Source organism: Novipirellula aureliae (assembly GCF_007860185.1).
Taxonomy (GTDB): Bacteria; Planctomycetota; Planctomycetia; order Pirellulales; family Pirellulaceae; genus Novipirellula_A; species Novipirellula_A aureliae.
The window spans coordinates 474,756-488,036 of record NZ_SJPY01000004.1; the positions used below are offsets into that span (position 1 = coordinate 474,756).

Below are 13,281 nucleotides of genomic sequence, written 5' to 3' on the forward strand. Positions count from 1 at the left end.
TTAATTTGTCAGGTGCGAGTATTTGTCTGTCTTTGACGGGCTGGTCGCTCGGATACATTGAGGTCGGTTCGTTGGTGGCACAGGCTTCCAGCCTGTGTTTTTGACATCACAGGCTGGAAGCCTGTGCCACGGATTTTCCTTGTCAGGTGTGAGTATTTGTCTGTCTTTGACGGGCTGGTCGCTCGGATACATTGAGATCGGTTCGTTGGTGGCACAGGCTTCTAGCCTGTGTTTTTGATATCACAGGCTGGAAGCCTGTGCCACGGATTTAATTTGTCAGGTGTGAGTATTTGTCTGTCTTTGACGGGCTGGTCGCTCGGATACATTGAGGTCGGTTTGTTGGTGGCACAGGCTTCCAGCCTGTGTTTTTGATATCACAGGCTGGAAGCCTGTGCCACGGATTTAATTTGTCAGGTGCGAGTATTTGTCTGTCTTTGACGGGCTGGTCGCTCGGATACATTGAGGTCGGTTCGTTGGTGGCACAGGCTTCCAGCCTGTGTTTTTGACATCACAGGCTGGAAGCCTGTGCTACGGATCGCTCTTGCCCATGCTGGGAGACCTGAACCGCGGTAATTACTCCCGAAGCGGTGCCGCCATAGACGCAAACATCGGTAGAGGTTTCCTCTGCTGTGCAGATCGTGGCTGTGGCTAGCTGAACAAGGATGCACCTAGAATGAAAAGCCGTTTGCTCATGCTCTGGTAATGATTCATCATGTTTTCGATTGTGGTTTCAGAGGATTGGATGAATTCGATGGTCGATCCCTCGATCCGCTTCTTGCGATAAATAGCCGAGTTTAAATTCTCTCAAAACAGAATTATTGGTTGGGGACGCGCAAGGATAAAAGATACCACGAACCAGACGCCCCGACGAGTTAGGTTAATTCTATCAGGCATGGAACCGAAACAAGCATCGGAGAAAACTTTTCCATGAGCCGAAGGACGACCGAGCATGCTTGCGACTTTGCCGCAGGATCTTGTTGGGGCTTACGATAAACGTCTTGACGACAGTTGTTTCAACGTTTAATTTCGTTGCATGAGCAAGAGATCGAGAGATACTGCGACAGCGGCCGAGGAATCCTTTGATTCGTTGGAACAAGAGGTTTTCTTGAACTTATGGCGGACCTATGACCGTCTCAAGTTGATCGAAGACGAGGTTTTCGGACGTGTCGGCTTGTCTGCTCAGCAGTACAACGCATTGCGGTTGTTGCGTTCGGTTCATCCCGATGCGATGCCAACGTTAATGCTCGGTAGTCGGCTGATCTCTCGTGCCCCCGACATGACTCGTCTACTCGATCGCTTGGAAAAACGACGTTTGCTTTTGAGGGAGCGGAGACCGGAGAATCGCCGAGTCGTCGAGGTCCGCATTGCAAAGGACGGGATGCAACTGCTCAACGAGGTTCACGATGCTGTTCAAGAATGTCATCGGCAGCAGTTGGGGCACCTAAACAAGAAGGTATTGCGTCAATTGGTTGACTTGCTCCGAAAAGCCCGGCAACCACATGAGGATACCGAGAATCTGTCATTCATCGATGAGTGACTGGCCGTCAGCTTTCCAATGCAACCAATTACCGAAAGTGTTCCAGTATGTTAGATCACCAGTCTCCCGATGTCGTCGTGATCGGTGGCGGCCCCGCCGGTGCGACCGTTTCAACGTTGATTGCCCAGCAGGGTTATCGCGTGGAACTGTTCGAGCGTGAACGATTTCCCCGCTACCATATTGGGGAGTCGTTGATTCCTGAAACCTATTGGATTCTGAAGCGATTGGGAATGCTCAGCAAGATGAAGTCGAGCCATTTCATCAAGAAGCACAGTGTGCAGTTCGTGAGTCCGTCGGGCAAGCATTCTGCTCCCTTCTATTTCCACGATAACAAGCCGCACGAATGCTCGCAGACTTGGCAGATCCGTCGCAGCGAATTCGACGTGATGATGCTGAAGAACGCGGAAGAACAGGGGGTCACGGTTCGCGAGGGCGTGCGAGTTCACGATGTCCTTTTTGAGGGAGACCGGGCCGTTGGTGTGCAGATCACGGACGAGACCGGGAACTTGAAGGAGATTCGGGCAAGTGTGGTCGTGGATGCCAGCGGTCAAAGCTCAATGCTCATCAACAAGTTCAAACTCCGGGTTCCCGATACCGAGTTGAACAAGGGTGCGATTTGGACGTACTTCAAGGGAGCCTATCGAGATCAAGGCAAGGACGAAGGGGCGACCATCGTTCTGAGCTTGCGTGACAAGCAGGGTTGGTTCTGGTACATCCCAATGCAAGATGACACGGTAAGCGTCGGAGTCGTCGCGGATTTCGACTATCTGTTCAAGGGGCGAGTGAATCACGAGACCACCTTGGCGGAGGAGATGGAGAACTGTCTCAGCGTGAAAGAGCGGGTTTCAAACGCAGAACAAGTTGCCCCGGTGAAGGCGACGAAGGATTACACCTACCGTGCCAGCCAAGCTGCAGGTGACGGCTGGGTGCTGGTCGGTGACGCCTTCGGGTTCCTCGATCCGCTTTACTCATCGGGAGTGATGCTGGCGTTGAAGTCGGGAGAACTTGCTGCGGATGCGATTGTCGAAGGCTTGCAAAATGGTGATACCTCGAAGACGCAAATCGGCAAGTGGGAGGCGGGATTCGTCGAAGGGATGAACCGGATGCGCCGACTGGTCTGCGAGTATTACGACGGATTCAATTTTGGCGAATTCATACGCCGCTACCCCCATCATCGAGGAAGCGTTACCGACCTGCTCATCGGCGACCTGTTCAAACAGGATCTCGACCAAGTCTTCACTGACATCGACTCAATGAGAGCGACGAAGGGTCCTGGCTGAATCGGCTCAGCACCACCGTCCACCACGGACGAGGCGGACCATTGATCTTCAAACGCCACTTCAACGATGTTTTCGTTGAACCATACGCTTGGAGGCATGGTCAAGCGAACCTTTGGGCAAAACCCTCGCCATTGAGTGCGTGGACCAAGCTGCGGCGGCACGTAGGATTTTTGCCATCTGCCGCCCTTTCGCTAATCGAGCTACCCGTCCTTTGTCCCAACGAAGAATGAGGGTAAGCATCTTTCGTGGCTGTGGCTTCCAGCCGCGGTTTACTGAGGCAAGATGCCCCAGCCACTCTTTTGCCGAGCCAAAAATCAAGCTGTGTCAAAGCACTAGCTCGTCAACTTGCATCGTGCGTCGAAGGTTGCTTGAGAGCATGTACCCGGACGCTTGCCACAAAGGCATTGGCATCAAACGATTGCATCGCAGAAGCGAGTCCATCATGCAATGATTTCTGTTCGGTCTCAGCTGGCGATTGGCCAGCATCGGAACAGCATGAAACCTCGCCGCAGCATTCGCCTCCGCTAGCCATCGCATAAGCGTTCAGGTCTGCTCCTGTCTCATTCACGACCACCGAAGTAAGGCCCGCTTGTTCAAGCAGGCTGCGATACTCGTCGATCCGAATTGCACCGGAGATGCAACCAACGTAGGCCTCAATGCTTTGCTTCACTTCGTTTGGAAGTTCTTTCTTGGTTGCAATGTCACTCAATGCCACACGGCCGCCAGGCTTGAGTACTCGCATTATCTCTTGAAAGACAGCCAACTTGTCGGGTACCAAATTGATCACACAATTGCTGATCACGCAGTCGACGGAATTGTCTGGCAGCGGCAATCGATCGATGGTTGATTGATGGAACTCGACATTGGTCAGTCCAAGCTTTTGCTGACCCGCGCGAGCTCGCTCAAGCATCTCTGTTGTCATGTCGATACCGATAACTCGACCGGTTGAACCCACTTTGCGAGCAGCCAGAAACACATCCATGCCGCCGCCGCAACCGAGGTCCACAACCACTTCTCCTTCTCGAATGCCGGCAAGAGCCATCGGGTTGCCGCACGACAATCCCATGTTGGCTTCGGCTGGCAACTGATTCAAGTCTTCCTCGGAATAGCCGAAGGCAGATGCGATCGACCGGATCGAATTTGACTCGTTCGAGAGGCCGCCTTTGGCCACGTTTGCGTACTGGTCTCGGACATCATCAATGATCATTCGCTTACTCATGGTGTGCTCCTTCGCACGTTATCGGCTATCGCCAAAGGGCGATAGACTGGGGTGATAATTTTTTAGTCTGTATCAATCGCACGGAAGCGATCGAACGTTTGCTGAAAGCTCCGCGATCCACTTCTTTCGCTTAGCCATCGCATCTTTGTTGCAGCAGCAGAAGACTCGCGGCCCTCACTTCTGCCTTTCGAGTTCGGCTCGCCCACTACCGCTAAATTGTCTATCGTCGATTAACGATACGGGTGGGTTCGTTTTTTGTCAAGGCGGATCCAAAAAGATCACCGGCACGGGTGCCCCCTTTTCTTGGGGGGCAATTGCGAAATGGCGTTTTTACGTGGCTCTATCAAGCGGTTTGGGCCAGTGCTACTCCCCCCATCGGGTCCTTTGTGGCCGTTCAACCAATCGAGATTCGTTGGCGGTTTTCTGTTGGGGCGTGGTCACCCAGGTGTTCGAACCACGGTTGCCGGATTCGCCGTCGTGATTTTCCATAGCGAGGCAAGATACCCGTTTCGGATGTCTGCGATCCACTTGGGCTCCAGCCCACTCAATTTTATCAATGGTAAAGGCAGTTCTTTCAAAACGGTGACTCCGCCTTTCGCTCGCCCACACAATGATCCAAGAGCGATGCCGTGAAGGATCGAAAGGTCCAAGTTGGACTCGCCAAGTCGCCAAGCGGATAAGACGCAAGGCATCGTCGATGCGAAGGGTGTGCCCCTCAAAATGCACCTACCCAGTGCGAAATCGGGTGCTGGGATAGGCAGCCCAACGGAAGATGGATGGATGATGGAAACGCGTTGGAGCGGCGGAAATTACAACCAACGTCCGAATTGGCTGTCAAGTTCGCCGACAACCCACTTGAAAGCCGATTCAATTTTATCGGCGGTGCCAAGTTGTTCTCCGAGTCTCGTTGTCGATAAAACCGCAATCAGTGCCAAGACGAAGCCGCCAAACATAATCGTCGAGTTGTTTGAATGGTCGCTACGACCCGCCGATGGCCAAGGCCTCCAGGAGTTTCGGATCGGTTTGGTTTTGGTCAGATCGCGAAGCCGCCGCAAACCGAGCTGAACGTGACCTTCGGGTGACTGAAAAAACCACTGAGGGTGTACTTCCGTCCGAGTCTCTTGAAAATCGAGGACCCAGGTCCCGCCCATTTGAATGCGTTTCGCATACTTGGGCGTGATCATGACGGTGAACCCATCAATCGACGTTTCCGCAACCGACGCCCTCATGCGTTTCGCACCAATTCGTATCGTCGCCGCACCATCGGATTGAGGGACGGGGCAGCGAAAGAAAGCTTGTTGAGTTTGGCATGAACTCGATGGAGTAGCAGCATTCATCGACAAAGGTCTCAGCTAACGCGGGGGGCGAAAAGGAGATGGTTTGCAATTGCGAGTGTCAATCAACAAACGATCATTTGCAAGTTGTCGCGCACGTTTCCCCCCCCAATAGATCGACAACTCAGCATCTCAAGGCTAGCTCGTAAAACCGGCGATGGCGAAGCGACCGTTTCGAAATGGTTGGGAACGGGGTAATCGAGTATCGATGCGCTCGATTCTACCGATTTTAACTCTTTTGGCTTGCTCACAATACTCCGCAGCATTCATTACACTAAGGGAATCGATGGTTGGTGCACCGCCAGCCTAACCAATGAAGGTTTTAGTCCTGAGGCCGGCCTATCCTTGCCGGTGGTGTCGGCCTCCGGTCTGTTGAGCAAGAACATATTCATCCCGAACAGCAACGCATGCCAACCCGCCTTTTCCCCCCCCGAGAATCCGCTATGAAAGATTGCCTTACCCGCCCGCTCCGTCTTCGCTCCCTTTGTCTTCTCGTTGTAGCCATCATGTTTCCGTTTGGATCAAGCACCCCAGCTTGTGCCGAAGTTCGGCTGCCAGGAATCTTTGGGGATTCGATGGTATTGCAGCAGCAGAAGCCGATTAGGATATGGGGCTGGGCCGATCCTGGTGAAAACATCATGGTGACGATCGCAGATAATCGCATCCGCTCAAAAGCTTTAGATGACGGAACTTGGAATGTCGTACTACCGCCAATGAAAGCGAGCAACACACCACTCGTGTTGACGGTTGAAGGTTCCAACAGGATCGATTTGCGTGATGTATTGATTGGTGAAGTGTGGCTTTGCTCAGGACAATCCAATATGGAATGGGTCGTCGATAATACGGAGAATGCTAGAGAGGTGGTCGCTGCCGCAAACCACCCAAATATCCGGCACATCAAGATTGCTCATAGTGCATCGCCGACGCCTGTGGATAACGTTGCTGCGAAGTGGGAAGTATGCAGCCCCCAAACAGCAGGTCGATTCACGGCCGTCGGTTTTTATATGGCAATTGAATTAGCAAATCGACTCGACGTACCCATCGGGCTAATTAATTCTTCGTGGGGAGGTACGCGGATCGAACCTTGGACGACTGCCCAAGCATTTGGAAAAATTGAATCACTTCACGACATCTATCACCGCGTACAACAACAAAACCCAGAATCGGAATTGTATCAAACCCTGATGACCGAGCATGTGTCGTCGTTGGAATCTTGGGTCCAACAGGCGAAGTCGGCATTGCAAAATAAACGATCGGTGCCGCTTCATCCGGCGTTTCCCGAAAACCAGAGACCGCTGAAGTCCCATCAAGATCCGACGATGCTTTACAACGGAATGATCCATCCGATCGTTCGCTATTCGATTCGCGGTGCCATTTGGTATCAGGGTGAATCGAACCGTATCGATGGCATGCTCTATGCCGACAAGATGCAAGCCCTCATCGAGGGATGGCGTAGGGCATGGGAGCTAGGTGATTTTCCATTCTATTACGTGCAACTTGCTCCCTATATGTATGGAACGGAAGATGCCTCGATTTTGCCTCAGTTTTGGGAAGCTCAAAATGCCGCCTTGCAAATTCCGAACACCGGGATGGTTGTCATCAATGACATTGCTACGCTGCAAAACATCCATCCAAAAAATAAAAAAGATGTCGGATATCGATTGGCGCTTCTGGCTCTCAAGAACGACTACGGGCAAACGGATCTTGTTGCCCGAAGTCCTGAAATGGAATCGATGAGCGTTGAGGGCCGCAAGCTTCGAATCCGATTCAAGCACAGCGGCGGTGAGTTGAAAACACGTGACGGGAAAGCGCCGAGCCATTTCGAAATCATCGGGAAGAATTCGGGTGGTTTTCACGATGCTGAAGCGACAATCGACGGTGAAAGCGTCGTGTTGAGTTCGCCCAACGTGGAGCAGGCAGTCGCCTTTCGATTCGCCTGGAACAAACGAGCGGAGCCGAACTTGACGGGAGCGACCGGCTTACCCGTTTCCGCATTTCGTGGCGGAGACATGCCAACATTCACTGACATGATTCCTCGCTTTTCAGACTACCAACTCGTCTATGACTTAGATCTTCGCCAATTGGCAAAGGAACCAAAATATGACGTTGATCGAAGTGCAGAGGTGACCGAGTTTGATCGCGTTGGCTATCTACTGGAACTCGAATCGAGCGACGGCGGAGAACAAAGTGTCTTCGTCAGTATGAATGCATTTACGAACAATGCAAAACAGATTGGAATTCCAACCGTCTCTTCAAATGCTAACTTCCAAATGCCCGTCGAATCGATGGACGTGTTTAGCTCGACCGATGTTGTTACGAATTGTGTTTCGATCGCAACGGGAAATATTGAGTTTTGGCCGAACAACTACGCTGCTGCCAACGACGGTAATGTCGAAAATGCGTCCTCGTCCCTATACGATTTCGGGGACCAACCGGTTCCGCCAATCGACGGTTACGGATCGATGCAAGTACACAATCACGGCGAGCAACAAACCATCTTTGCGATCAATAAATGGAAAGCGGGGGCCGATGCCGAAATTGGCATTGGCAACAGCAGCGGAAAAACCCGTGATTGGACGTTTGTTTCAAACGCTTCAGCATATTCATCCAAACGGTTGCGAGTCTACGTACGTCCAAGCAATTAAGCGTTGATGCGAATCGAAGCTTGACGCGTAGGCAATGTAGGGCAGCATGAGCTTTTGCCGTTATCGAAGCTGGCATCTAATTGCAATGACGCGTGCGTTCCGATTCCCGTTCATCTTTTTGATGACCTAGCTATCCGTCGGAAAGATTGCGAGTGTCGTCACTCACTATGGTCGTTACCTTCTTGTTTCTGAGCGTGCGATTACACCGCAGGCAGCTCTCAACGGTTTGCAACCGGTGGTTTGAGTAGGCATCGATACTCAACCAGACAAGCTGTTTTGGCACATGGCAGCATCGAGATCGTTTCGTAGATCTTCGAACGATTCCAAGCCTACCGCCAAGCGAATTAATCCGTCGGTGATCCCAAATCGCTCTCGATCGACAGCGTCATAACTGGCGTGTGACATGGTCGCAGGCTGTTCGATCAAGGATTCCACCGCTCCCAAACTAACGGCTAACTGAAACAGTCTTGTTGATTCACAAACGTGTGCGGTCCGAGCCAGTCCAGCATCAAGTTCAAATGTCAAGACGCCTCCAAACCCACCATCGAATTGACGCGCCGCGAGTTCGTATTGCGGATGAGATTCGAGTCCAGGATACAAAACCCTCCGGACATCACTGCGAGTTTCCAACCACTTTGCCAATTGCAGCGTGGTCGCCGATTGTCGCCGAACTCTTAAGTCCAACGTTTTGACGCCACGGGCTGTTAAGAAGCTCGTCATCGGGTCGAGGACGGCACCGGTCGCATTTTGGATGTAATAGAGTTCCTCAAAGAGTGATTCCTCTTTGGCCGCCAAGGTTCCGCCCAAACAATCACTATGTCCACCCAGATACTTGGTTGCCGAATGCATGACAATGTCCGCACCGTAGTCGAGTGGTCGCAGCAGTGCGGGCGTACCGAATGTGTTGTCGACACCGAATCGGCAATGGTGTGTGTGTGCGATTTCAGACAAGCATTTTAGATCAGGAACGGAGAGGCGAGGATTGCCGATCGTTTCGGCCCACACGAGTTTGGTGTTAGCGGTCATGGCCGCTTCGACAGCCGCCGGATCGGTCATGTCCACGAGCGTCACGGTAATCCCGCTACGGTCACAAATCTTGTGTAGAAGTCGATAGGCACCACCATAGAGATCGCATCCGGCGACGACATGATCACCGTTGCGAAGCAGCATGGTGACGCAGTGAATCGCGGCCATGCCGGACGAAAATGCCAAAGCACCCACACCGCCCTCGAGGTTGGCAAGCGTCTTTTCCAACACGTTCCGGGTTGGATTGCCACTACGGGAATAGTCAAATTCGCCCCATTCTCCCGCACCGGGTTGGCGAAAGGTGGTGGCCATGTGGATGGGTTGGACTACCGCACCGGTGGATGAATTGGACGCCACGTGCGAATCCATTTGTGAATGAATCGCTCGTGTGCAAAATTCTGCTCCGACTAAAAACTCATCTCGTTTTTCATCGTTCATGTTGTTAAGGCTTGCTCAAGATCGGAAATCAAATCTTCGCCATCTTCGATACCGCACGACATTCGAATCATGTTATCAGCGATTCCAAACCGCTTGCGATCGGCAGGCGAATAGTTGTAGTAGCTCATAACATAGGGTTGTTCGATCAGGGATTCAACGCCACCAAGACTCGGTGCGATTCGCGGAATTCGGACTGCGTCGACAATTCGCGACGTGTCTCGCCAATCCGCATCCTTGACTTCGAAAGAGATTAGACCGCCAAAGCCTTTCATTTGTTCCACAGCGATTTCGTGAGTCGAGTGCGACTCGATGCCAGGATAATAAACTCGCTCAACACGTGGGTGCGATTCTAAGAACTTTGCCACCGCCAACCCGTTTTCGTTGTGGCGTTGCATTCTTAATCCAAACGTTTTAAGCCCACGCTCAAGCTGGTACAAGCTTTGTGGTGCGTTGACGCTACCTAGAATTCCCCGCATCGCTCGCACCGGTTCAAGCGATTGTTTACTGCCACAAATGGCACCCGCAAGCAGGTCGTTATGCCCCCCGAGATACTTTGTGGCCGAGTGCAAGACATAGTCGATGCCATAGCCAATCGGCTTGATGTTCAGCGGGGTTGCCAAGGTCGCGTCGATGAGCGTCTCAATCTCGAATGCTTTGCCCACGGCAGCAAATTTTTCGAGGTCGATAACGGTCAGGTGCGGATTGGTTGGCGATTCACTGACCAGCATCTTCGTTTGTGGAGTGATCGCTGCTTCGAGAGCAGCGAAGTCACCTGTGGGAACTTGATGGGTGACGACCCCGAAGCGAGCCAAGTGTTTGCTGCAAAACTCGCGGCTGCGGTGATAACACTGGTCAAAGAAAACGATTTCGTCGCCCGCGTTTAACTTCGTCATCAATAGCCCAACGATGGCCGCCATGCCTGAGCTATACAAAATCGCATCTTCGGCCCCATCCAACGCGGCCAATTTTGCTTCCACGCTTTTTTCGTTGGGCGAACCGTAGCGACCATACTCTTCGCGTGGTTCTTCACCTCGCGCGAACCGTACCACCGCGTCGGTCGATTCGAATGTGAACGTGGATGCCATGTAGATCGGGGTGGCGATCGCACCTTCCGATTTCTGCCGTTTTTCACCTGCGTGAACACACTGCGTGGACGGTCCAAGCATCTTTTTAGCTATGGGATCGCCCTGCGGTGGGGCGTCCTTAACGGGCTTGGTGTCCTCATCGGCAACGGATGGAGAAGCAGGACCGGACAAACCATCACAACCCGTATCGTTCTTCTTAGACAGCATACTAATATTCATTTAGCGTGGCTCTTTAGCAGTTATAGGCTGCAAGCGGCCTCAAATCCCTAGTGTAACGCTGCTCCGCCGAGCAAGCGTCCACTGACGTTGTAGATAGACTATCCGCCAATTTAGCTCGCGGCAAGGGTTTTTCTGTTTTTCAGAACAAGAAACAAGATCGTCCTCCTAAAAAAGGCGATTGCCTGTACAGAAGGACCAGCATTGGACGTAGGGGGGGACCCAGGCATTGATCGCAAATTACCTTGCCAAAACGCAGCATGAACAGGGCTGAACCTGCGATGCAGGATTTGAAAAGGGAACTCGTCTAAAGAGACATGACCGACTCATACGCATCGGTCATACGCTCCCATGAATAAAGCTCCGAGACATGAATCGCTTCTTTGGCCAAACGTTCTCTCAGGCAGGCGTCGAGTATTAAACGACGAATTGCTTGAGCTATTTCGTTGCTCGAACCTGAAATCAACAGTCCGTTGACTTCATGATCGATGATTTGGCAGGATCCACTTTGGCAATCCATTGCGATCGCAGGTATTCCCGATGCCATCGCCTCGAGCAACGCGGATGGAAAGCCTTCGTAGTAGCTCGGCAGGACGAAGAGTGATGCTCTGCCGTACTCCGGTGCAATCGGACGTATCCAGCCAGGCAGTTCGACTCGATTTGCCAGTCCTAACCTGTCGATCTTGTTCTGCAAGACATTTCGCTGCGAGCCGTCGCCCAAAATTCGAAGGTTCCAGCCAGGAACGTCGTTTGCGACCGCAGCGAATGCATCCACTAAACGTCCGAACCCTTTTTCACTTTCAAGCCGTCCCACACCGAGGATCACTCTGTCCCGTTCCTCAAGCGGACGTAGGTTGGAAACGGGGTCGACCGCGGAGGGGATGACGGCTATCGGACGCTTGGAAAGCGGTTGCAAAGCGGCGGCGATTTCCGGCGTCAGAGCAATGATTCGACGTGCTCGCCGGTAGACACGGCGGCGAACGCATTCCCAAAATCGACCGAGCACCCAATTCTTACTGAGCTTCTGCGCGGAGGGATCACTTCGCTCGCTGATAACGACCGGTATCGACAATCGGGTCGTTGCGAGAAGCACATCGATATTGTTGCGGTCGCAAAAAGAGAGGACGACGTCAGGATTTTCGCGGAGAAGTGTTGACCGAATCGCGAGCAGGCGAGTCTTTATGCTCGATAATTTAGCGATTCCTCGTTGGGGATTGCCTATCACATCGAGCGGAATTCGCCGCACCGCCGTTGCTACTTCGTGCCGATCTTTACAGGCGTTATCGAGAGTAAGAAGGGCCACGTCGTGACCGCGACCTGCAAGCATCGATGCGAGCCGAGCCATCACACGTTCGGCTCCACCGCCATCAAGAGAGTGAATCGCGCAGACAATTCTCAATGAATGAATCCTTCATGAAATCGCAACGACGCGAAAATATCGAACATGACAGAAAAAGTGAATTGTGGGAATCTAACGGTTGAAACGGCTATGGGTGGTAACTAGCTTAAATGATAGCACGGCGGGTTTACTCTATACGAAACAAACGACACACCAGGATTCTCTTTTCGAGAAAATATCATGAATAAACTTGCAATCGCTCTCGTTATCGCAGTGGCCAGTATTTTTTCGGCATCGAACACCGCTTCCGCCCAATATCCAGCTGGCCTTTTTCCTGGCATTGGATATCCCGGTTTCTACGGAGGGTTTGGAGCAGGATTCGGTAGTGGCTATCGTACTCCGCCCTACTTCTCCGTCCATCCACCCGTCTATTACGGTGCCCGTTACGCGCGACCCTATGGCATCAGCCCATTCCCAGCGTTACCGCAGGTCAGCGCTCCGCAAGGATACAAGGCTCGTTTGGAATCAGAGTTCATTCAACCGGGCTCGCCTACGCAACGTCGAAGTTCAAACCCGTGCGTCAGCTATTCAGAAACGTTGTCGGTTGCAGCTAGGCAAAGAACCGCTCCTGGTCCCATCCGAAGCAATCCGTTCGTGGATGCCGCTGCAAGCGTGGACCAAATGGTTAACAACTAAGGGGCGATTATCCGTGGCGAAACCACGGCATGTATCCGCCCCGGACGGACGTAGACTCCATGGACGCGAAATCCTCTGGCGTTGGAGGTCCTGACGGGACGGCAGGAAAATTGGTTTCGCACTCGATCGGCTGCGTGCTACGGTCGCAGCGACGTTCTTCTTTCGTTGCTTCGCGGCTTCTTCATTGTGGCGAAATCTCGCCCCTCCCAGGCACTTGCGTCCGAGGCTTTAGCAAGTCGTCCCTATCGTGAGGAATGCATGCGAAAGCTTGTTGGTATTAACCCGAAGACTTAGCCGTTTAGAGCTTGCTGTCGTCGAGTGGGCATGCAAATCGCGGGCCTTGATCGCGGCCGCTTGGTCGCCTGGGGTCACGGCACAATTTGTTTCTGGCACGGTTGCAATCTCGATCCAGAACAAATAAAACAAATAAATCATAGGTGTCTTCGTTGCCCTTCCGCGGAGAGGG

At 52.5% G+C, this 13,281-nt stretch carries 10 protein-coding genes; 4 read left to right on the forward strand and 6 right to left on the reverse strand.

Going from position 1 to position 13,281, the window contains the following annotated elements; translation table 11 throughout:
* Positions 1-1,033: 1,033 nt before the first annotated feature.
* Positions 1,034-1,537, forward strand: coding sequence for a MarR family transcriptional regulator (locus Q31b_RS14180; protein WP_146600326.1), 504 nt, complete (start codon positions 1,034-1,036; stop codon positions 1,535-1,537).
* Between the two features lie 47 nt (positions 1,538-1,584).
* Positions 1,585-2,817, forward strand: coding sequence for an NAD(P)/FAD-dependent oxidoreductase (locus Q31b_RS14185; protein WP_146600327.1), 1,233 nt, complete (start codon positions 1,585-1,587; stop codon positions 2,815-2,817).
* A 340-nt stretch (positions 2,818-3,157) separates the two neighbouring features.
* Here the strand turns inward: Q31b_RS14185 and arsM are convergent, their stop codons facing one another.
* The 3 genes from arsM to Q31b_RS14200 all read right to left on the reverse strand — a co-directional run bounded on the left by arsM (position 3,158) and on the right by Q31b_RS14200 (position 5,373).
* The gene (gene arsM, locus Q31b_RS14190) at positions 3,158-4,036 is read right to left on the reverse strand and encodes an arsenite methyltransferase (protein WP_146600328.1); all 879 of its coding nucleotides are present in this window, start codon (positions 4,034-4,036) and stop codon (positions 3,158-3,160) included.
* Between the two features lie 437 nt (positions 4,037-4,473).
* Entirely contained in the window at positions 4,474-4,728 is a 255-nt protein-coding gene (locus Q31b_RS14195; RefSeq protein ID WP_146600329.1) for a hypothetical protein, read from the reverse strand.
* A 117-nt stretch (positions 4,729-4,845) separates the two neighbouring features.
* Positions 4,846-5,373, reverse strand: a complete 528-nt coding sequence (locus Q31b_RS14200; protein ID WP_146600330.1) for a hypothetical protein — start codon at positions 5,371-5,373, stop codon at positions 4,846-4,848.
* A 440-nt stretch (positions 5,374-5,813) separates the two neighbouring features.
* Here Q31b_RS14200 and Q31b_RS14205 point away from each other — a divergent pair, with 440 nt between their 5' ends.
* Entirely contained in the window at positions 5,814-8,015 is a 2,202-nt protein-coding gene (locus Q31b_RS14205; protein WP_197171526.1) for a sialate O-acetylesterase, read from the forward strand.
* Between the two features lie 258 nt (positions 8,016-8,273).
* Here Q31b_RS14205 and Q31b_RS14210 read toward each other — a convergent pair whose 3' ends face one another.
* The 3 genes from Q31b_RS14210 to Q31b_RS14220 form a co-directional block, all read right to left on the reverse strand.
* Positions 8,274-9,479, reverse strand: coding sequence for a trans-sulfuration enzyme family protein (locus Q31b_RS14210; RefSeq protein ID WP_146600331.1), 1,206 nt, complete (start codon positions 9,477-9,479; stop codon positions 8,274-8,276).
* On the reverse strand, positions 9,476-10,645 hold the full coding sequence (locus tag Q31b_RS14215; protein ID WP_146600484.1) for a trans-sulfuration enzyme family protein: 1,170 nt from the start codon (positions 10,643-10,645) through the stop codon (positions 9,476-9,478). Before Q31b_RS14215 ends, Q31b_RS14210 begins: the two co-directional genes overlap by 4 nt.
* 442 nt (positions 10,646-11,087) lie before the next feature.
* Positions 11,088-12,179 carry a glycosyltransferase gene (locus Q31b_RS14220; RefSeq protein ID WP_146600332.1) on the reverse strand — a complete coding sequence of 364 codons (1,092 nt, stop codon included), beginning with the start codon at positions 12,177-12,179 and terminating at the stop codon, positions 11,088-11,090.
* 180 nt (positions 12,180-12,359) lie between these two features.
* On the opposite strand from Q31b_RS14220, the gene Q31b_RS28240 reads away from it, so the two are divergent.
* On the forward strand, positions 12,360-12,815 hold the full coding sequence (locus Q31b_RS28240) for a hypothetical protein (RefSeq protein WP_197171528.1): 456 nt from the start codon (positions 12,360-12,362) through the stop codon (positions 12,813-12,815).
* Positions 12,816-13,281 lie beyond the last annotated feature (466 nt).

Coding starts and splice junctions, on each gene's coding strand:
- Q31b_RS14180 (WP_146600326.1), top strand. CDS start 1,034: ATGAGCAAGAGATCGAGAGATACTGCGACAGCGGCCGAGGAATCCTTT.
- Q31b_RS14185 (WP_146600327.1), top strand. CDS start 1,585: ATGTTAGATCACCAGTCTCCCGATGTCGTCGTGATCGGTGGCGGCCCC.
- arsM (WP_146600328.1), bottom strand. CDS start 4,036: ATGAGTAAGCGAATGATCATTGATGATGTCCGAGACCAGTACGCAAAC.
- Q31b_RS14195 (WP_146600329.1), bottom strand. CDS start 4,728: ATGCCTTGCGTCTTATCCGCTTGGCGACTTGGCGAGTCCAACTTGGAC.
- Q31b_RS14200 (WP_146600330.1), bottom strand. CDS start 5,373: ATGAATGCTGCTACTCCATCGAGTTCATGCCAAACTCAACAAGCTTTC.
- Q31b_RS14205 (WP_197171526.1), top strand. CDS start 5,814: ATGAAAGATTGCCTTACCCGCCCGCTCCGTCTTCGCTCCCTTTGTCTT.
- Q31b_RS14210 (WP_146600331.1), bottom strand. CDS start 9,479: ATGAACGATGAAAAACGAGATGAGTTTTTAGTCGGAGCAGAATTTTGC.
- Q31b_RS14215 (WP_146600484.1), bottom strand. CDS start 10,645: ATGCTTGGACCGTCCACGCAGTGTGTTCACGCAGGTGAAAAACGGCAG.
- Q31b_RS28240 (WP_197171528.1), top strand. CDS start 12,360: ATGAATAAACTTGCAATCGCTCTCGTTATCGCAGTGGCCAGTATTTTT.